Source organism: Dissulfurimicrobium hydrothermale, from assembly GCF_022026155.1.
Taxonomy (GTDB): domain Bacteria; phylum Desulfobacterota; class Dissulfuribacteria; order Dissulfuribacterales; family Sh68; genus Dissulfurimicrobium; species Dissulfurimicrobium hydrothermale.
Genome location: NZ_CP085041.1, coordinates 603370 through 624447, shown reverse-complemented (window position 1 = coordinate 624447; position 21078 = coordinate 603370). Strand labels below are relative to the sequence as shown.

Below are 21078 nucleotides of genomic sequence, written 5' to 3'. Positions count from 1 at the left end.
GGGTCTACCCGGCCTTTTTTATTTTTTTATTTAATGACATGTGCCGCAACCTGTCTCAAAAGACATTCTTTGTGTGCATTACCACCCTTTCCGTGGTCTTGATCATCCTCGGCCTTGCAGCACTTGCACGCCCAGAAAAGAAAATGGGTGGAAAAGATATCCCAAGGAAGGCGGTGACCGTCAGCCGCACTTCAGGCGGCAGGGTGGAAATGTGCCTCAGCTGCCACAAGGAAACACCTGATAAGGCGCATGGTCGGGAGGTTCTTGGTTGTTCCGTATGCCATATGGGTAATCCACTTTCAGGCGACGTATTCGATGCCCATAGGGGCATGGTCCTAAACCCCGGCGAGTTGAAATACGTCGGAGAGACCTGCGGACAAGAGGGCTGCCACCCGCGGGAGGCCGCCTGGGTCAAGAATTCATTGATGGCCACAAACCGCGGGATCATAAGCACACTTAGGTACTATTGGGGCGAGACCAAAAACCACAACGAGGCGATAACCGTAGAATATCTCAAAAAAACCGGGTTCGACTCACCTGCGACCGATTACTTCAGAAAGCTGTGCGGGAGCTGCCATCTCTGGGTTGAAAGAAGAACCCTGCCCTATTTTCTGAAACACAAAGGTGGAGGGTGCACGGCCTGTCACCTTGTGCCCGGGCCGAAAGATATAAAAAAGGGACAGGAACACCCATATATAACCAGGTCCATCCCCATGGAAAACTGTGTGCGTTGCCACAACCGCAGCGGGCGGATCGGGCTTTCATATCAGGGCATTTATGAAACCGACGGCTACGGCGCCCCTCTTGAGGCAGGACATCCAAACAACAAAGTCCTGGAAGACGGCCGTTTTTATCAAGATCTCCCTGAAGACGTCCATCACAAGGCAGGTCTTATCTGCATCGACTGCCACACACAGAGAGAGACCATGGGAGACGGTGTGCAGAGGCCGCACATGGAGTACCAGCTTGAGATAAATTGCTCTCTGTGTCACGGGGACGAAAAGGCCCTGGAATATATGTACAAAATCAATAAATCCGATGATGAAAAACTATACCCAAAGGGTGACAAGATCCCCCTGTATCCCAGACTGAACATCGAGTCCAAAGATGGCCGTTTTTTCCTGTTAGGCAAAAATGACAAAAAGCTCCATCCTTTAAAAAATCCTGACCAGACGGCGTGCAACCACCCGGTTCACCGGCGCCTTTCATGTCAGGCCTGCCACAGCACATGGGTGCCTCAGTGCTTTGGATGCCATGTGAGAAATGAGAAGGCAAAACCACAGCTTGACAAAGTAGTAAATAAAAATACCCCTGGTCTATGGCAGGAGTTCAAGGGCTTCATGCGCCTTGACGCACCGTCTCTTGGCATAATGGAAGAAAAGAAGGATGGTACAGACCAGGACAAGGTGGTGATCCTGGTGCCTGGATGACAAGATTTCGCATCCTTTCTGGACGAAAGGGGGAAATGGAAAAAGGACTTCACAAGACTCACCATTTCGTGGATGGACCCGCATACTACACAGAAAAAGGCAAGGACCTGCAAGGAATGCCACCAAGACCCAAGGGCACTAGGGCTCGGCGAGGGAAATCTTTTCATCCGCCGAAATGGCACATGGGGCTTCCGCCCTGCCTTGTCATCCGCACCATCAGGCGGTATCAGTCACCCCCTAGATGCCTTCGTGGGCCTTGCCGGAAGGCCGTTGGTTCATACATCAAGACCGAATCTGCGACCCTTTAACAGAAACGAGATTACAAGAATACTATATGTAGGCCTGTGCTTGAATTGCCACAAAGACTTCAGCGACCCTGTAATGCGAAATTGGACCCCGCTGCATGCCCCGCCTGTCTGCGAAAAAGGCAAGATCTTTTTGCAAGGTCTTGAAAGATAAAGATATGCACGAGCTATCTCGTAGATTTTTGAATAGCCTCGCCCCCTTTTTCTATATCCTTGCCCAGCCCATGTATGGTATTACAACCAGCTGCAGTCAAACAAAAGGATGCAAGAAACAGAACAAATATAATTTTTTTAAACATCAGGGATCCTCCTTAAAAACAAAACATTATTCCGTTTTCGGCAACGACTCACCACCTGCTTACAACCTAGGGTATGGCGAGACCGATAGCAATCAATCATGACGGCTTGCATTCATCAAATATTAAGTTAATATGAAAAATTCATGAAATCAACAAGATATTCAATCGATACAAAACAGTCGGGCGAACACTGGGGCAAGGCTGTATGGGAATATATCCAGGCGATATTGATCGCCCTTATCCTTGCGCTGACAATCAGGACATTCGTCATCCAGGCCTTCAAGATACCATCCGGGTCCATGATGCAGACCCTCTTGGTCGGCGATCATTTGCTGGTCAACAAATTTATCTATGGTGTCAGAAACCCTTTTACTCAAACGCTCTGGATAAAAGGAGAAAAACCGAAGCGGGGCGATGTAATCGTATTCATATATCCGCTTGATCCGTCAAAGGACTTTATAAAACGGGTGATCGGCATAGGAGGCGATACTGTAGAGATAATAAATAAAAAGGTCTATGTAAACGGCCGGTTATATCCCGACCCACCTGGGGTGCAACATACAGACCCAAGGATACTCCCGGCTTCTGTCAGCCCGAGGGACAATATGGGGCCTATAATCGTCCCGAAGGATAGTCTTTTTGTCATGGGAGACAACAGGGATCAGAGCTACGACAGCAGGTTTTGGGGTTTTGTCCCTTTAAAAGATGTAAGGGGAAAGGCCTTGATCATCTACTGGTCTTGGGATTCCGATGACTTTAGGCCCAGGCTTGACCGTATCTTCAAGATTATAAACTGACATCATAACTCTTTAATATCGCTTAGATATCTATTCTTGAAATCTTAAGGCACTAAAACCACTTTTTAAACATCTATCCAGATTGTGGCGATAATAATAAAAAACCCTTGTAAGAGGTCGCCATGGATAACAAAGGCATCGATCCAACCAATGCAAATCCCGCCATTCTGATACAAATAAGGTCCGAAAAGAAAGAACCTAGAGACATCAAGCCTGTCCAAGAAAGCGCAAGAGGGACATTTCAGACGCCTATGGACAAAAGGCCAGACAATGGTTTCAAGGATTTCATGCATGAAGCAGGGTTTGGGCTTATCGCCAACATCTTACCTGACGGCCTAAAATCCACAAGGAAATACAAGACGCGATGGCGCATAAATAGAGAAAATGGGGAGCTTGTATTGGAGATAAGCGACAGGGCATCAGATAAAGTGGTAATGGTATTCACACAACAAGAGATAGAAAAAAAACTTACAGAGAAGGGCAGAAAAGGATCCGAATCATCTGGATCCCTTATAGATAAAACTGCATGATGCAGCTGCGAAAAATAAGATGACGCACGCAATCAAAGGCCCCAAATAAAACCAACCACAATGCGGCCTCCCCAGACCCAGCCAACGACCCCTGTGTCAAGAACTGCAGCAGGGTGCGCACACTAAAGACAGGGCGATTGAAACCGCCCTGTCTTTAGACAATCACCCTCTCTCCATTCAGTAGCTGCTATTTCTTTATGAATGGTTTCCAGAGATCGGAGTTAGCGCCTGAGACAAGGCCATGTTCAACACAGACAAATTCGCCAGGATGATTGACCTTCGCTACTACATAGGCACTCGAATACCCTACAATAGCTGCGCTTGCGTCTTTCCTGAATACGGTATCGCCTGCAACCTTGGTCCAGATCTCCGGCTGTGCCCCAGTGAAAGGCAGTTTAACGATCATGGCCTTTTTCTCCGCGGTATTAAGCCCCAACCTCAGCACATAGGCATCGGCAAGGCCGATGCCGTCGAGGTAGACAGACTCGGCCTGCGGCTGAAAACCGCACTCTGAAAGCTCGGGCTTCAGATCTTCGGGTATATAGAAATAGAGCTTGTCCGACCAAGGGCCATTTACCACCTGTTTGGCGTATTCTGCGGCCAGCTCATCCGGGGTAAATTTCGATGGATCGTTGATCTCGGTTATATCATAACCGCGAACGCTGCCTTCGCTCGTTATATAGAAGAGCTCCTCTGCATGATGTTTACTAAGGGCCAAGACGTCTTGGGCCTTAGCGCCGAGTACGCTCAAGTTGTCGGCTTGCTGCGGCTGAATGTAGGCCACCTCGCCGTCAACTATGAAGAGGCCATTCGGGTTGGCCGGGACCATGCCCTTTGCCGGGTCATACTTCATGACACGATTATCATCCCTGAACCAAGGCGGGGCCCACGACACATAAGTGATAATCCTGTCGGTAATCCTGTGCGCACCTGGATCTTTTGTATAATCCCCATGACAGTCGAAGCAGGATCTTGCGCCCAATGCCTTCTCCTTTGGCTGAACCCCGTGCGAATCGGAGAAATAATGGGCGGCCACAAAGATGATCGGCTTGGGATCTGTTTCGCCCTCTGCCTTCAGGACCTTCACTAGTGCCTGCTGCATGGCGCGCACATCCTCGTCCCACCACAGATCGGGATACATGTCTCCGGTATGGTCGAATATGACATAGCCGCTGTCTTTTAGAATGATCTTGCCCACATTTGGGTTCCTTGCCCAGTTGGGATCATTCGGCGGGATGCCTGCAAGCGTCCTTGGATCAACAGCCCCGACCTGGAGCGGCGGGATATAAGCCTGTATAGCTGCATTTATCTCCCTTAGATAGAGCACCTTGGCCCCGCCGTATGGCAGATCACTCATATCGTGATCCGGCTGCGGGTTGGCGTCAACCCATGTCATGATAGTAATCGGATTGCCAATCACTATCTGCGGATAACCGTTTCTTGAGTTTGCATAGTATAGAGGCGGAAATACCTCATTGTCGTGGGCCGGGTCATAGTTCAACGGGACACCCATGGCCTTGTACTGATTCAGGCTTGCCTCATAGAAATAACGCCAGAAATCAAAGCCAGGATTCGTAGGCATGCCGTTCACAATTTGACCTGGATCGGCTGAGCCGCTCATGTTGAAGTAGTCCACCATCTGTGAGACATAGTCCATGGGCACCACGCCACCACCATTTGCGTCTATATGTTGTGATAGCATATTGAAGTGCGCTATGCCGTACCCTGGAGACGTCCCATAGACAGGGGACAGGGCATATTCGGGCGGATAGGCAGCCATCTTGCCGTCACCGCCGGGGAGTATATTGTAACCCATGCGGTTGTCAAAATTGCTGAAATATCCCATGGTGTCGTCAAATGTCCTGAAACGCCACGTCCTTCTATACGGCACATGGCATGTCTCGCAGGCGATCTCAGCCATGTGACGGCCTGTATTTTCGCCGAATTTCTCCTCATGGGCGGCGGTAGGATTAGGCGCCTGCGGATCACCGCCCGAAAGGTGACAATACTCGCATGTCTTCGGTTTCGGATTATTGTCAAGCTCGTTGCTGACCATGTGAGCGGTATCGGTACCCTTCAAGAAATTATGCTTATCCTCTACCGTACCGACCGCCCTAAGATGACACGATCCGCAACCCATCTTCTTTGATGACATATGAACATCATAACCGGACGCCTCTATATCGTTGGTGAAATTGACATACTGGCCATTTTTGACCCAGTCGGCAGGCATCCCGAGGTTGTAGGGACGGGCGTAATTCCATTCGCTGTTACCGTGATCTTTGGTCATCACATGGCACTGGCCGCATATATTGACCCACTTGTATGAGCCTATATCTTTAGGACCTCCAAACATGTCTATGCGGAGATATCCATCCCCAAGGTCTGCTGTGTTCCAATACGCCTTCGCCTGCCAGCTCCCGCCGCTCTTGTCAATACGCACATAAGTAAGGGGCGCGCCGTCCTGATTGAGATCAAGCCCCATTAAACCCGCTGTAGGCATCATATAGAAAAAGTTGGGCAAATACTCATGAAGGGCCGGCTGGATCGCACTTTGACTTATAACACCCTTTTGCACATCGGCCATAACTGCAGCCACATCCGGGGTCCCGGCAGGGGTGATATAGCGGCTATCCCCCTGCATAGCCCTCTGCACGGCATACATGGCCGCCCCCCAGCCCATGCCGACCTTGCCTGAGTAAGGAATGCCTTCACCTTCGATAAGCGGGGCCCTCACATAATCCCTTACAGAGGCATTACAGTCATCCCAGTCGGTATAGAATTTCCCTGGCTCATACGCCCTTAAAGGAACAGGTATGGGAAGGAGGTTGCCCATCTGGTCCTTTATCTTGTAACCATATATAAAATCGTTAAAAAATAGGGCCATCATGTCGTTCATGGTGGCACTTGACGAGATAAGACCTTTGGACTGCATGAATCCAAGGAGTTGAGAAAAGAGCTGGTTTATGGCGCCAGCGGCGTTTGCAAGCCTGGCAGCCTCATCCGCAGGCCCTGCCGGGTTTGGACAATAGGCGCCTTTTATACCGGTTGATGTCCATATCTTGTTGACATTCGGGCCGTAAAGGGCGTAAGGAAGGCTTATCCCGCTTTTTTCTATTTGTTTGAGCCCGTCTGTCCACATCTTCATCATCTGCCCAACGACATCTGGCGGCAACATGTCAAGGGCCAACATCTTCGTCGGCCTGGACATCCTCTGGGGATCGTTGGTATAGGAAAAGGCCGATTCATTAAAAAGCCCATAATTTAACGGCATGCCGAGCGAGATGCTCTGCACCTGACCGTTTTGTCTGGATGCAAAGATCATAAGCCTAGGCCTGAACGGCTGGGCCTTTAGCCCATCCGCAGCCTTCAGTGCATATGGACTCTGAGGATCGATATGACATAGGAGGCAGTCCGCCTCCATGACGCCTGACTGATGCCAGTCGTGCGCCTTGGGCGCACCAATTGCAGCTATGGTATCGCTGATTGACGCCTGGCTATTCAATGCCTCTGTAGTGGCATACGGGCTGTAATCGTAGAAATCCCTATCATAGGTATGAACAGGCTTGAGAGTCGAATCCGTATAGGGAATAACCGTTCCGTTTGCCTGAACGATGCCCTCTGCAGGCCCACCGCCTGGATGGCATGAGTAACAGACCCCCATCTCATCAGCGGTCCCGACATCAAAAAAGTATCTCTTGCCCTCTGAGGTAAATGGGCTTTTTAATCCACCACGCTCCGACTTAGCCGCCAACTGGCGGTAAGACGGCGGTCACCACGCGCCGAATTGCCCAGGGCTTATCAGATGCCCATAGGCATTGGCTAGATAGCGGTAAAGGGGGTTATCTTTGTTTTTCGCGCTCCAGTGGTCGCTAAGGTCCTGACCGTAGGCGCCAGCGCCTTCACGGAAGTGATAGGCCCTTGTAATCGCCTGATAGTCATGGCACTTGCCACATGTCTGCTTCGGGCTGTAGGCAGGACCCCTCATATAAACTGAACCATTTGCGGCAACCACCGTATCCGACGGATTCAACTGATCTTTTATAGGCATCCCGTTGGCGTCCAGGAGTCGGACCGCCGGGTGAGCGAACGCCAGGGCCGGGATAATGAGACCTGCTGCTATCACCCACAAGATTGATCTTGAAATCCTTGTAATTTTGTTAGACATCCCTCAAAGCCTCCCTTTGGATAGTAATCTAAAAGATATATCAAGATATCTCCGATCTCTCGGCGCTATCTCCTCAAGATGATCGACTGATGACACTTCATGCACTCGCTTGTTTCGTGACACACATTGCAGCTCCTGAAATTGCGGCGCGCCTCCTCGGCATGGCCGTTTTCTCGGCTGAGCGCCATCCAGTCTGCACGCCTGTGCGAGATGGGCTGCTCTGACCTGTGACAATCAGAACAGTAACTTGCTGTATGACAAGTCGTGCACAGACGACGGTCATGTGTCGCCTCCTCGCCGTGCTGCGTCGTCTTCCAATTGAATATATGATCCTTCGGCTTCTGTGTCCTGTGGCAATCCTGACAGAAGCGCTCCTGATTTTCATGACAGAACTGGCATGACCTGTCGAAACGGCTCTCGAGGCCGTGGTGCATGGTCCAGTCGCCATGATGGCTCTCTGGTGCTATATCCTTTCTGATCTTCTCATGGCAGACCTCACAGGTGATCGGGGCCTCTTTCCCGTTGTGGCACCTCTTGCAAACAAACATATCAGGCCACTCTATTTGCGAGAGAGAATCCTGTTTATCTATCCCCTTGTGGCACGTATTACATTCAACACCTTCATGATATTCATGGCTGAATTTGAGGTCTTTATAGCTCTTCGGTTTCTCCGGTACAGACTCAGACACCTCGTAATCGTGGGCCGCGCTCTTTACGGAATGGCACAAAAGGCACTTTTCAGACGGATGGTCAGTATCTATTTCATGGCATTCGGAACACTTGTCCATGCCTGGGTTCTGCAGCTTTCCCTTTTCGCCTGACGCATGGCAGGTTGCACACGCCATCTGGTTGTCAATTACGTGCAGCTTGTGGTTAAATTTGAGATTGGTCTCTTCTTTTTTACAGCCTGGCAATAGCAATAGCAGACCAATCAACACCAAAATTATGAGTAAAAACTTGAGCGATCTCGACTCATTCATATCTTATTCCCCTATCCCTTTTTATCCGCTGATCTCCAATACGCCTGCCTTTCCAAAACTAGAAACGGGCGGAAACCGTAGCGGTTATGGAATTTATATCTCCTACACCGAATTCCCTGTAATAGTCATCGTGCTCATATTCATACTTAAGCTCGGCCCACTTGTCCTTGGCAAAACCATATCTCAGAGAACCATAATAGTGTGCAGCGGCCTCACCCTCGATGAGGGAATTGACATCTTCATCCTTGTAATAAAAACCGCCACTGACCTCGAACCTGTAGGGGAGTTCCTGATGAAAATCCAGGAAGACCGATCTGGATTTACCTTCATAAAGATAATCCCTCTTCTCCCACCATGAAGTCACACCGACCGACATATGAAAACCATGCAACTCGAGCCATTCATCAAGCGAAAGACCGCATGTAAGGCTATAAAAGCTGGTATTATACAGGTCTTCCTGATTATCATGGGCTAGATCCCTCTTCGTACCGCGCACGAAGACAGCAAGACCTTTCTGTGTAGGGATCGGTTGGCTGACCGACAATGTATACTGGGTATACGCCTCCTCCCTGGAGAGATAGAGACGCCTTATATTGTTCAGACTGTCGCTCATTGAATATGTATAATCGTAGATGAAATCGTCAGGCAGGGTTACCCTGAACCTATGATATACATTGAAACCTATGGTAGTACCTGTAGACTCGACATCACCCACCACGTCAACGGATGCCTCACGACTCTTGTCGTCGATCAACGCCCATCTGACATTGGCCTTAATGTATTCGACCGGACGCCAATAAGCTGACGCCTCGTAAGAATTTTCGCGATAAAACACGCTGTTAAGATACAAGGCAAGTTCTTTCGATGGATAAAAGCCCAGATTGACGCCGCCCACACCGTCCTGGGTAAGGTTAGAATACATCTGGACTATCTGGCCGCCGAAGGCCTCTATGCTGAAACGCTCATCCAGGGACCTGTCCGCCCTGACCCATAAGCCATCAAAATGGACTGTTTCCGCTCCATAGGCATATTGGCGCCCTAGCCTAAGATCAACACCCGGTATGACATCTTTATTTTCGGCAAAGGCATAGTATGCATCAAACCTCTGCCTTTGACCTCCGCTTGCATCCAGGTAATCCTGGAATATGGAGCCAGACGGCGTACCATCGAGGTCTTTTGCATATTTCCCCAGAAAGGAAAAGGAAAGTCCATTGATTTTGGACGAATTCCAGTCAACGCCGAGTATCTCAGAGATGTCTTGATCGCTTGAATTGCTTGAAACAAGCTTGCCGTTAGGAGGATCTGACCATTGGAGTTGATACCTGGTGGTACTGCGGATGTCTATTTCGCCGATAGACGTATCCATTGCCCAGGCAGGCTGGACCAAAAACGAAAATGCAAGAAACAAGACAAGAATAGGGCCCCTGGCCCAAGTGGCTATTCACCTTCCATATCGTGTCTTTTCCCTCTCCATATCCCTGACCCCCTTCTCCTTACAAGAAAAATAAACAGCAGCAAATTTATAGCATCCAAATTAAAATTGCCCCAATAATACAGCTAGATATTATCAATGATCTAACAATTGAATATCTATTCAATTTTAATAATATTAAAAATGAATTAGTATTCAATAAATATTTATAAGTGAAAATGCCTGTCAATTTCTAAAATGAACGATTATCAACACTTATGGAAGGTATCTGCTTTTTTATACGTGCAAAGAAATTTTTTCACAAATAACGAACAAATTCGCCGCAATCGATCTAACTAAAGATTGCTTGCATAGACAAAAATAAACAACGGGCTTGATAGCCTACTGTCGAGGAATACCTTGATCTTTCGTCCTCAAAGGCAAAGGGTTTGGGATAGGCGCCCTCAAAATCTGATTCGATCATGATATCGTAGGGAACAAGGCTTATACAGAGACTTCCTATAAAGCTGGGCGCGTAAATAAAGTCTAAGGGGGAAAATGCCGAATTTTAATAAGGCAGGAAATATGTTAAGGGCCTTTGGGGCTTATATTTTTACCCCTCATCAGTTGAGAATAAATTTAAAGGGTTTCTTATGGAAAATTCCAAAAAACAGGGTTAAGAAATTTATTGATGATCTAAACTTTTTTATGTTTTCTGGGGGTGGAAATGCCGATATATATCTGGGAAGGGATATCGATAACAGGCGAAAAGAAGAGGGGGGAATTAGAAGCGGTTGATGAGAGGGCGGTACGGATAACCTTAAGGAGGCAACGCATCAAACCTTCGAAGATACACACCAAACCCAAAGACCTTTTTAAAGACATAAACCTCCTTAAACCCAAGATCAAAACCAAGGATATCGTAATCTTTACAAGGCAATTATCAACAATGATAGACGCAGGCCTGCCGCTTGTCCAGGGGATTGATGTGCTGGCGGAACAACAGGAAAATAAGACCTTTAAGTCGATGCTCCGCCAGATCAAGACCGATGTAGAGGGCGGATCCACATTTGCCGACGCCCTAAAGAGACATCCAAGGCACTTCGACAACCTTTATACTAACATGGTGGCCGCTGGAGAGGTGGGTGGAGTACTCGATGAGGTCATGAACCGGCTCGCCGTTTATATGGAAAAGTCCCAGCGCCTGAAGAGGAAGGTAAAAAGCGCCCTTACTTACCCAATAATAGTCCTTGGCATATCAGTTGTTGTATTGGCCATCATACTGATATTTGTAATACCTGTATTCGAAAAGATGTTTGCCGAATCCGGGCAGGCGCTGCCCTTGCCCACCCAGATGGTCATTGCGCTCAGCAACTTTGTAAAATCATACTTTCTGGTGATCGCAGCAGCGGTGGCGTTTTTTGTATTTCTTTTTAAAAAATTTTATTCCACATCCAAAGGACGTCTTTTAATCGACAAGACCCTGTTGAGGATGCCCGTATTCGGTCCCCTCATAAAAAAGGTCGCCGTAGCCAAACTTACGCGTACGCTTGGGACGCTTATAAGCAGCGGGGTCCCTATTATAGATGCACTGAACGTCGCAGCGGGAACGGCTGGGAATAGGTTAATAGAAGACGCCATTTACAATGTGAGGATGAGTATAAGCGAAGGACGCACGATAGCCCAGCCCCTCCAAGAAGCCGGCATATTCCCCAATATGGTGGTGCAGATGATATCGGTAGGAGAGACGACCGGGGCCCTGGAACAGATGCTGGGCAAGGTGGCGGATTTTTATGACGAAGAGGTTGATGCTGCGGTTGACGCACTGACGAGCATGATAGAGCCGTTTATGATAGTCTTTCTGGGCGGCACGATAGGCTCCATCATAATAGCCATGTATCTGCCGATATTCAAGATGGCAAGTGTAGTCGGGAGTTAAAAGCCCCCGAAGCCTGGGCCTTGGGGGCCTTAATCAAAAAGAGACAAGAAACGGCCTTGTTCTTGGCCTAATCCTACCACCAGCTTACGGTCTGATCGGCCTCGAATATCATCTGCACAAGCATGTCATAATTTGGTTCGCCGATATAAAGCCTGAATTCTTTCGCCTCTCTATCACGGTTTAGTATCTCGACCAGCTTTTTGACGTCATCCGAAGGCTCGGATCTATATACATGAAGTATCTTTTTTACATCACTCATAATCATAAACTCCTTTATTTATACTTACCTTACTCTGCACAGGCAGGCGGCGGGGTCTTGCTTTGCTTCGGCAGTCCGTAAGGTATGATCACATCCGCCTCCCGAAGACGCTCACCGAGCTCCTCAAGCGTAATAGGGGTAAGCTCGACACCTTCCGGTGCCTCGCCGCCAAGGGTAAAGACATCGCCCTCCATATCCCTGATCCAGTCGATATTCTCCTTTACATAATCTGAAAACCTGGGATACTCTCCATACATAAGGACTGGATAGGCAAAGTGGTTCTCAACGGCCTGCCCAAGTGCGGAGCGTATGGCATCTCCGGCATACATGCGGTTCGGCAATAAAAAATATATCTTTTTTGATTCCATGTCTCATCTCTCCTTTTTTTAAAGCACTAGATATTTACCACACTCTTCCAGTACCGCCCCATGATAGGCCTGGGTACGCATCTGGCGTGGGGTAAGCCCGCGCGGGACATCCTTCTCGACGTCGTATCCTTCACAGGTATAACTGTCGGCGCAGATTGCAAGATCTTCCACGTCGCAGAGATTGGCAAGGGTTGCAAACTCAGGGGTCTTGGTCAGATGGACGGACTTGTATGTAAAAAAGATCATGACCTTTTTCCCTGCCCTTACAGCCGCCTGGGCGACGCCAAGGATATGGCGCATGTTTTGTGGAGATGTTACAAATATTCCCAGCTTGTTTGGATCGGCAGACATCTTGATTATCCTCCAAAAATTGACATTAATTAATCAAAGATTTCACTCTCTTCCGTGCCGGGGAACCTGCACACAACCCACCCCAGCCCGAAAATAAAATAAAAAACACCCGCTCTGCCCCTCGGCTTATTTTTTACGCACGTAAAAACGTATAAAGCCTGAGTCTTCTTTTTCGCCCAGATATTCATGACCAGCCCTGGCGCACCAGCCCGGGATATCATTGCGGGAACCAGGATCTGTCCCCAAGACCTCAAGGATCTCGCCACTCTTGATCTTCTCGATCTCCTTCTTTGTCCTCAAAAGAGGCATGGGGCAACTGAGTCCCTTTGCATCCAATGTGCGATTAGCCGTGATCCCGTCAGGGGCCTTTTTGATGTCGCTCATAACTCCTCCCTTATTTATTAAGTATTTTTCAAAACAGTCTTATATTTCTGTAAATTACATCTCTATGACCAACTTGTTGCTGTCCTCATTCCAATCGATCACTAAATACCAAAGCAACATGGCGATTATCACGAGGATGATAGAGCCGCCATATCCAAAAATATCCGGAAGATAGATCGCTTTGCCAAGCTTTGACATCCAGTCATTCTTCTCAAACCAGTAGCGCAAGAGGCTGTTGGTAAGGGCAAAGGCGACCACCACCACCCAGAGTTTTATCTGACCCTCTGCCACACGCCAGAGAGAGCCGCTGCCGCAGCCACCGGCCACCACCATCCCTGCTCCAAAGATAAAACCACCCAGAAGGGAACCCCACCAGAAGGAAGTCACAACAAAAAGGCTTGTATCCCTCAGACCTGCATATTTCAATATGGCTATGCCTATGGTACCGAGGATCACGCTTACCGCGACAGCCTTGCCCATGGCCGCCTCACCTGTCATAAACGGCTCACGGAAGCCGTTAACCATGCACAACCTGCTCCTATGAAAGACAAAACCGATGCCCGCCCCTATCAGGAGATAACCTGACATGAGAGGGGCATTTTCCACGCTTGAATTTGAATAGGCATAAGCCGCAACTACAAGACCGATGATGCCGAGCAGCCCGATGGCTGGAGGGATGTTGCCGAGAAAGGTAGGCCCAGCGGGACCCGGGGTGAAGTGCTCCATCTCCCAATAGAGGTATTTAAGCCCTACAATAACACCGGCTATAAGGCCGATCATCATGGCAAAACCGTTGGCCGCAAGGTTCTGGATGGCGCTGTAGAACCCGCCGACATTGCACCCATAGGCCAGGGTCGAACCTATGCCCATAAGGATCCCGGCGAAAAACCCCTTCCAGAGCTCAAGGACAGGAGGAACCCTGAAGGCGAATTCCCTTGCTATGACAGCCGATATCCAGGCGCCTGCAAGGAGCCCCAGGTCCATGACAGACGATGAAAAAAAGAGGGGGTGTTCAGGCTTATCTCCGAATACGCCGATCAGATAAAAAAACCAATCACCCCAGTTTCGAAGACCGCCGACGATACCCCATGGACGCTGCCATGCCTCCATGTAAATGGCAAGTACCGCAAGAAGCACGCCTCCGGTCATGGGAGACCACGTCCGCTTGAAAAATGACTCATAGACCTCGGATATCTTCTCTCCAAAAGAACTCATCTTGCCCCCCCCGACATAAATTATTATTAGGTATGGCCGATGTCTTGCATGCCACAAAAAACATGGCTATCGTACCGCAAGGACATCGAGTATCTTTACAAGGTTAATGGCTTAGGTCGTACCAAAATTCACGCGCAGTGTCAAGACCTTTAATGAACAGTCATTCATCAAAAAAAGGAGACGAACTTCCATGCCGGGGTACAAAGAAACAATCATTCTCCTTGCGGCCTTCCTGGTCTCGGTCGTATTCCAGCTAGGTATCAGACCCCTTGCTGCATGGGCTGAAGACATCCTGCCTGGGGCAACGAAAATCAAACTACCGAACGGCCTGACCGCAGTCATCAAGGAGACGGACCGTGCACCGGTGGCTGCCGTCCAGGTATGGGTAAGGGCCGGCAGCAGCTATGAGACGGACCGAGAGGCCGGCATCACCCATCTCATCGAACACATGATATTTAAAGGCACAAAGAAGAGGGGGCGAGGGGAGCTTGCAAGGGCCATAGAATCCATAGGCGGGTCGATCAATGCCTATACGTCCCTTGATTACACCGTCTATCACTGCGAGGTGCCCAGCCGATTCCTTGGGGAGGCCATAGATGTCCTCTCCGACGCCGTACTCAACTCGAACTTTGAGCCAGATGAACTTGCAAGGGAAAAGGATGTGGTGCTCGAAGAGATGAAGATGCGGAAAGACATGCCGACATCCGCACTCTTTGATCTACTCATGGAGACATCATATGAAAAATATCCATACAGACGCCCCGTTATAGGCTTTGTCAAAACAGTCAAGTCCTTCACGAGACAAGACATCATGGATTATATGGCCAAGAGATACAGACCTGAAAACATACATGTCGTGATAGCCGGTAATGTAAACACACGGGAGGCGGCAAGATATGTCCGCAATGCATTCAAGACGCTCAAGACGTCCAGAGAAAAGGCGGATATGGATGTAATCGAACCACTGCAGGACGCCCCTAGGGCGGCAGTCAAGACGATGGATATACATGAAGGCCACTTAGCCATTGCATTCTCCGGCGCACCCGGCTTCAACGACCCACGCGCGCCCGTCCTAGACGTCTTGGCGGCGCTCCTTGGAGGCGGTAACAGCTCAAGACTGAACAGATCCATCAAGGAAGACAAACAGCTCGTCTATCAAATCGATTCATCTGCCTTTACGCCTCTGGGACCTGGTCTGTTCGAGGTGACCGCCATCCTTGCCCCTGAGAAGACCAGGGACGCGCTTACCGCCATACTCACAGACATCTACCGATTACGCACAGAGGCTGTGGGCCAGGAAGAGCTCAACAGGGCCAAGATCCAGGTTGAAACAGATTTCATCTATGCCCAAGAGACGATGGAAGGCGAGGCTCAGAAATTGGGTCTGTTCGAGACGATGGCTGGAGATCCTTCAGCGCAGACGACATATCTGGAGCGCGTAAAATCGATTACGCCGCGAGACATCCAGCGGGTTGCTACTGACATATTCAAAACTAAGAATATAAACATCGCCATGGTCATGCCGAACTGGAAGGCGCCGAAGATCACCAAAAAAGACCTGACGGCCATAATAAAATGCGCCGAAGCCGTGGCTGCCGCATCGCCGATCAAGACACATAAGGCACCCATGGGTTTCAACATTAAAGAGACCACGCTCTCAAACGGCGTAACCATACTCGTACGGGAGGTGCGGGATGCACCTACGTTTGCCGTGCGGGCAGTGTTTCCAGGCGGGGTGAGATACGAGACCGAAGATACAGCTGGCCTCTTCAATTTTCTTGCAAGGGCATGGACCAAGGGCACAAGACTGCACAACGCCCAAGAGCTCGCTGCGCTTATAGAGGGCATAGGCGGAGAGATAGACGGATTTTCGGGCCAGAATTCGTTCGGGCTCGAAGGCCGCTTTCTAAGCGATCATCTTGGAGATGGCCTCTCGCTTTTCGCCGAAATCCTCCTTAATCCAATATTCCCGGATGAAGAGATAAAAAAATTGCAACCATTGCTCATCGCAGGCCTCAAACGCCAGGAAGATTCCCTGCCGTCGGTCGCCGTAAGGGAATTCAGGCGCGAGCTCTTCAAACCGCACCCATATTCTCTGAATCCCCTTGGCACAGAGACATCCATAATGGGGATCACATCCGAAAGGCTCGCCATCGCCTATAACGACTTCGCGAGGCCGGACCGGGCGATAATCTCTATAGCCGGGGACGTGAACCCTGATGAAGTCACAAAAAAGCTCAAGGCATATCTTGAAAAATGGGGCGCTGGCAAAACCCTTGACCCGCCCACCTTGCCGACCCCGCAACCACTTGACTCTCCTAGGACCGTAACGGTTAAAAAACAAGACAAACAACAGTTACACATCGTGCTTGGTTTCCCAGGTGTTACATTTAAATCCAGCGAGAGATACGCCGTAGAGGTATTAAACGCCGTTCTGGCCGGTCAGGGCGGGAGGCTTTTTACTGAACTGAGGGATAAGAAGGCGCTCGCATACTCCGTAACCTCTTTTGTAGGCCTCGGAATAGACTACGGCTCATTCGCCCTTTACATAGCCTGCGCACCGCAAAAGAAAGAAGAGGCTATAAAAGGACTTTGGCAGGAGATAGAAGCGGTGCGAAACGGATCCGTATCGCCTGAAGAGCTTGAAAGGGCCAAGATGTGGCTTATAGGAAATTATGAAAACGACCTGCAAACCAACGGGGCGCAGGCAATGGACATGGCCCTTAACAAACTCTACGGCCTTGGCGCAGGATTCGCCAGGATATATCCAAAGGAAATAAAAAAGGTGACAATCTACGATGTCAGACAGGCGGCCGTGCACTATCTCAACCCTGAAAGATATGTACTCGTGGAGGTAGGTCCATAATACCAACAACACTGAAAACACAAAGGCCACCATGCAGCCGCTGGGCCGGCGTATCACGCGCCAAATACTGGATCGCAGGCATGCTCCTCGCCTTTTTTGTCACCCCGATGCAGGCCTCTACATCATCATTATCATCATTGGAAAAAGAATCTAGACAGGAAGTGCCGCAGGAAGAACTTAGATACAGGATAACATGGAGCGGCATACCTGCCGGTGAGGCTGTATTGGACACCATCAAAAGCGGACAGTTCATCACCTACCGGCTCACGGCCAGGAGCCTTCCCTATATAGATGCAATATATCCGGTAAGGATACATGAGGAATCCATAGTCACATCAGACGCCCACCGGCCTGTCAGTTTCTATAAAAGGTCAAGGGAAGGTCTTATGGGAAAGGAGGGTGTAACGCAGGTCCTGTTCAATGCAAAGTCAGGCTACGTGGAGCTATGGAAAAACGGGAGGTTCAGGGGGAGGCTCATAGTATCCGAAGACGTGCAGGACCCACTTTCCTGTCTTTTTTGGTACAGGACGAACGGAAAACCCGAGCATGACGTCAGGCTCAGGATAACGGACGGCAAAAAGATCATCACCGGCACGGCCCATATGATAAAACGGGAAGAGATAGAGACGCCCGCCGGCATATTTGACACCTTCCTGCTCAATCCCCGGATGGAAGGACTTTCAGGCGTCTTCAAAAAGAGCCCAGGGGCAGAGATCATGGTGTGGCTGACAGATGATGCAAGAAAAATCCCAGTACTGGTCAAAAGCAAGGTGGTGGTCGGCTATTTCAGCGCTGAGCTTATAAGCCGTTGATGAAAGGCCTCAAAGGCCTGTGTTCACAAAACAACACTCAAGAAAAGAGAAAGGCAATATCCTCCGCTGAGAGCCTCTGCAATGCCTCATTGCGCCCTGAAAAAAAATCAGCGACCAGCTCCTGCTTTCTTTCTTGAAGCATCAAGACCTTTTCCTCCACGGTGCCCTCCGAGATGAGACGATATGTAAAGACCTTTTTATCCTGGCCTATCCTGTGGGCCCTATCAACTGCCTGGAGCTCCACAGCTGGATTCCACCACGGATCGATCAAAAACACATAATCGGCAGCGGTGAGATTAAGACCTACACCGCCTGCCTTGAGGCTTATCAAGAAGAGCCTTGCATCTTCGCAGGATTGAAACCTCTTCACCCTTCTTGCCCGTTCTCCAGCCGGCGTCTTGCCATCCAGGTATTCATATTCGATGCCTAACTTGGCCACAGCCTCTCTGACAAAATTAAGCATATCGGTAAATTGAGAAAAGACCAGTGCCTTGTGACCTTGGAACACCACAGCCCGCTCCACAAGAGACACAAGCTCCTTGAGCTTACCCGAACCGATGCCCCGCATACCTACAAGCCCCGGGTGTACTGCAACCTGTCTTAATCTCAGAAGCCCTTCAAGCACCCTGAATCTAACGGTATCCTTGCCGCTTCCGGCCCCACGCACAACTATGGCCCTATAGCGTTCCTTTATATCTTCATAAACCCTGGCCTGACCTTCCGTCATGGGACAACGAACCAGATGCTCCACCTTTTCCGGCAGATCGCACGCCACATCACCTTTGGTGCGTCTCAGGATAAACGGATGGACAATCTTCTTTAAAAACATCAGGGCCTCATCGTCGCCATCAGCTGCAGGCCTTATGAATCTCGCATCAAAGGCGCTGTAAGGGCCGAGAAGGCCTGGGTTCAGGAAGGCCATCTGCGACCACAGCTCACCAAGATGATTTTCGATAGGCGTCCCGGTAAGGCAAAGCCTGTGAACACACCTGAGACGTCTGGCAGCCCTGGCCGTGATGGACGCCGCATTTTTTATGGCCTGACTCTCATCAAGGACCGCGTAATTGAAACGCCACCTTGTCAAAAGGCCAATATCTAGCCTCAAAACGGCATAGGTGGTAAGGACTATGTCGGCATCGTCAAAACCATTCTCAATCAGACGAAAACGGTCCCGGCCGCAATACAAAACAACCTTCAGCCGTGGCGCAAAACGCGCGATCTCCCCTTGCCAATTGAACAAGAGTGAGGTCGGCGCTATTATAAGTGAGGGACCGTTGTCTCTGCCTTCCCCTGCAAGCATGGCAATGACCTCGACGGTCTTTCCAAGCCCCATATCATCCGCAAGCACACCGCCAAAACCAAACCATTTCAAAGACAAAAGCCACCCCAGGGCCTCCTTTTGGTAGTTGCGAAGTCGGCCTTTGAATGACTTCGGAACCTGTACGTCTTTAAAGGAATGGACGGCCTTGAGCGACATGACAAATTCCCTGAAACGCCCATCTGTAAACTCCACGGCTTCGCCTTCAAGAAAGGCCTCAAGGATCAAGGCCTGGGAGGCCCTTATCCTCAGCCGCCCTGAGGCCTGCACACCTGTAGAAAGTCCAAGGACGGCAAGGTTCTTTTTGACCCATTCATCAGGGACAAGCCCCACGCTTCCATCATCGAGCCTTATTAAATGCTCTCCCCTCGAGGCCGCCCTCAACGCCCTTGTCAGCGGCACGGATATACCTTGTCCGAAAGAGATCTCACCTTCCAGATCGAACCAATCAAGACCTGAGAAGACCCTTAACCTCCCGACCTTTCCAACCCTTACAGGTCTGCCGTTATTGCCATAGACAAACCAGCCCTTCAAGGAAAGACCCCTGATCGCCTCTGATACACCGTAGATAGACCTGACAAAACGCCCATGCGCCCCCTCCTCAAACCCATGATCTTCAAGCTCCTTGCGATACAACGCCTCGTCTTCAGAGCTCCGCCGGACAATCCGCCAATCGGCGGCATCCAAGATCTCATGGCCTCGACTATCCAGCCCTATTAGTATGCCCCCATAATCCATAAAAGGCTTTGCCAAAAGCATGCCATCCCTGAATTCCAGTATCAGGTGCGGAACCGGCTTGAGCGCAACCGGCTCAGGTCCGAACCCTTCAGGTGCGACTATGCGCGGCCCACATGCAAGCGATGACGCCTTTGCGACAAGCCTTCTCAGCTCCCCCCTTGTCACAACAACCACATCTTTCGCACCTAGCATGGCCTTCAGCGCCTGAAAGGACGGGCCCTTGAGCGAATAAAGGCGCCCCTGCCAGATAAAATAAATCGGCTTTGTATTAAAAATATAGAAAAGAGACCTAATGTCCACAGACAGTCCATCGACCTTGATGGACGGTGAAAGGATGTAAGTGTCGTCCGTGTCTACCTCCATCGCATCAATTATTAATTCGGCCTCAAGGGGCTCGGCTGCAACGAGCGGCGCCGTCAGACGCCCTTTTTCATGGTGGACAAGAAAACAGCGGCCCGTCCTGGCCAGGAGCGGCAGCAATGCCCTGACATCCCTGGGCCCAAGCAAGATATTCGAAAACGACCTCGCGCCGCTGCGACAGGTACTGCTGCCTAATGGCCTTTCAGCTGCGATATCCCACAAAACGGCCATGATAAGTCTGTCTTCCGGCGGAAAATCCCGATGCTCAACAGATGCAGGACTGACGTCTCTGGCCCTTCCCAGTGCCCCATCTCTACGCAAATACCTCTCAACGGCGGAAAGCCTTACATGTTTACCCCCGAGTTCAAGCTCATAACACAGCACAAAACCCCCAAGTGCAGGGTTCCATGGCGTTGCGGCGTCATCGTTATGCCAGAGCTCAACCAGAAGGAAATCACCTATTCCGGCAGGGGTCTCCACCCCCTGCCTTGTCATCGGTATCTCTTTCTTGATCTTTTCAGAAATCATCCTCGTCTTCATCCACCTGT

General features: G+C 49.9%; 19 protein-coding genes. 8 read left to right on the top strand and 11 right to left on the bottom strand.

Features of this window, described 5'->3' with window-relative positions; all coding sequences use genetic code 11:
- Positions 1–71 precede the first annotated feature (71 nt).
- Both LGS26_RS02940 and LGS26_RS02935 read left to right on the top strand, forming a co-directional pair.
- Positions 72–1430 carry a hypothetical protein gene (locus LGS26_RS02940; protein WP_237889168.1) on the top strand — a complete coding sequence of 453 codons (1359 nt, stop codon included), beginning with the start codon at positions 72–74 and terminating at the stop codon, positions 1428–1430.
- Between the two features lie 72 nt (positions 1431–1502).
- Positions 1503–1889: a hypothetical protein gene (locus tag LGS26_RS02935; RefSeq protein WP_237889167.1), complete on the top strand. Its 387-nt coding sequence runs from the start codon at positions 1503–1505 to the stop codon at positions 1887–1889.
- 13 nt (positions 1890–1902) lie between these two features.
- Here the strand turns inward: LGS26_RS02935 and LGS26_RS02930 are convergent, their stop codons facing one another.
- Positions 1903–2034, bottom strand: coding sequence for an entericidin A/B family lipoprotein (locus LGS26_RS02930; RefSeq protein ID WP_237889166.1), 132 nt, complete (start codon positions 2032–2034; stop codon positions 1903–1905).
- 143 nt (positions 2035–2177) lie between these two features.
- On the opposite strand from LGS26_RS02930, the gene lepB reads away from it, so the two are divergent.
- Together lepB and LGS26_RS02920 are read left to right on the top strand one after the other, a co-directional pair.
- Entirely contained in the window at positions 2178–2831 is a 654-nt protein-coding gene (gene lepB / locus LGS26_RS02925; RefSeq protein ID WP_237889165.1) for a signal peptidase I, read from the top strand.
- Between the two features lie 122 nt (positions 2832–2953).
- Positions 2954–3361, top strand: a complete 408-nt coding sequence (locus LGS26_RS02920; protein WP_237889164.1) for a hypothetical protein — start codon at positions 2954–2956, stop codon at positions 3359–3361.
- A 187-nt stretch (positions 3362–3548) separates the two neighbouring features.
- Here LGS26_RS02920 and LGS26_RS02915 read toward each other — a convergent pair whose 3' ends face one another.
- The 4 genes from LGS26_RS02915 to LGS26_RS02900 form a co-directional block, all read right to left on the bottom strand.
- A complete protein-coding gene (locus LGS26_RS02915; protein WP_237889163.1) occupies positions 3549–7115 on the bottom strand; it encodes a cytochrome c3 family protein in 3567 nt (1188 codons plus the stop codon).
- An 18-nt stretch (positions 7116–7133) separates the two neighbouring features.
- Positions 7134–7529: a hypothetical protein gene (locus tag LGS26_RS02910; protein WP_237889162.1), complete on the bottom strand. Its 396-nt coding sequence runs from the start codon at positions 7527–7529 to the stop codon at positions 7134–7136.
- Between the two features lie 65 nt (positions 7530–7594).
- Positions 7595–8509: a cytochrome c3 family protein gene (locus LGS26_RS02905; protein WP_237889161.1), complete on the bottom strand. Its 915-nt coding sequence runs from the start codon at positions 8507–8509 to the stop codon at positions 7595–7597.
- Between the two features lie 58 nt (positions 8510–8567).
- Positions 8568–9875 (bottom strand): hypothetical protein, encoded by a 1308-nt coding sequence (locus LGS26_RS02900; protein WP_237889160.1) that lies wholly within the window; start codon positions 9873–9875, stop codon positions 8568–8570.
- A 603-nt stretch (positions 9876–10478) separates the two neighbouring features.
- On the opposite strand from LGS26_RS02900, the gene LGS26_RS02895 reads away from it, so the two are divergent.
- Positions 10479–10718 carry a hypothetical protein gene (locus tag LGS26_RS02895; RefSeq protein WP_237889159.1) on the top strand — a complete coding sequence of 80 codons (240 nt, stop codon included), beginning with the start codon at positions 10479–10481 and terminating at the stop codon, positions 10716–10718.
- The gene (locus LGS26_RS02890) at positions 10648–11859 is read left to right on the top strand and encodes a type II secretion system F family protein (RefSeq protein ID WP_237889158.1); all 1212 of its coding nucleotides are present in this window, start codon (positions 10648–10650) and stop codon (positions 11857–11859) included. The genes LGS26_RS02895 and LGS26_RS02890 overlap by 71 nt, the downstream gene beginning before the upstream one ends.
- Before the next feature lie 73 nt (positions 11860–11932).
- On the opposite strand, the gene LGS26_RS02885 is transcribed toward LGS26_RS02890, so the two are convergent.
- From LGS26_RS02885 to LGS26_RS02865, 5 genes are all read right to left on the bottom strand, one after another.
- A complete protein-coding gene (locus tag LGS26_RS02885; protein WP_237889157.1) occupies positions 11933–12118 on the bottom strand; it encodes a hypothetical protein in 186 nt (61 codons plus the stop codon).
- Between the two features lie 29 nt (positions 12119–12147).
- Positions 12148–12486: a hypothetical protein gene (locus LGS26_RS02880; RefSeq protein WP_237889156.1), complete on the bottom strand. Its 339-nt coding sequence runs from the start codon at positions 12484–12486 to the stop codon at positions 12148–12150.
- A gap of 18 nt (positions 12487–12504) precedes the next feature.
- Positions 12505–12837 carry a hypothetical protein gene (locus LGS26_RS02875; RefSeq protein WP_237889155.1) on the bottom strand — a complete coding sequence of 111 codons (333 nt, stop codon included), beginning with the start codon at positions 12835–12837 and terminating at the stop codon, positions 12505–12507.
- Between the two features lie 126 nt (positions 12838–12963).
- Positions 12964–13221 (bottom strand): sulfurtransferase TusA family protein, encoded by a 258-nt coding sequence (locus LGS26_RS02870; protein WP_237889154.1) that lies wholly within the window; start codon positions 13219–13221, stop codon positions 12964–12966.
- A gap of 54 nt (positions 13222–13275) precedes the next feature.
- Positions 13276–14436 (bottom strand): YeeE/YedE thiosulfate transporter family protein, encoded by a 1161-nt coding sequence (locus LGS26_RS02865; protein WP_237889153.1) that lies wholly within the window; start codon positions 14434–14436, stop codon positions 13276–13278.
- A 190-nt stretch (positions 14437–14626) separates the two neighbouring features.
- On the opposite strand from LGS26_RS02865, the gene LGS26_RS02860 reads away from it, so the two are divergent.
- Positions 14627–17302 (top strand): M16 family metallopeptidase, encoded by a 2676-nt coding sequence (locus LGS26_RS02860; protein ID WP_237889152.1) that lies wholly within the window; start codon positions 14627–14629, stop codon positions 17300–17302.
- An 80-nt stretch (positions 17303–17382) separates the two neighbouring features.
- Entirely contained in the window at positions 17383–18114 is a 732-nt protein-coding gene (locus tag LGS26_RS02855; RefSeq protein WP_237889151.1) for a DUF3108 domain-containing protein, read from the top strand.
- Between the two features lie 37 nt (positions 18115–18151).
- Here LGS26_RS02855 and LGS26_RS02850 read toward each other — a convergent pair whose 3' ends face one another.
- Complete coding sequence (locus tag LGS26_RS02850) at positions 18152–21070, bottom strand: DEAD/DEAH box helicase (protein ID WP_237889150.1); 2919 nt, start codon at positions 21068–21070, stop codon at positions 18152–18154.
- Between the last annotated feature and the right edge of the window lie 8 nt (positions 21071–21078).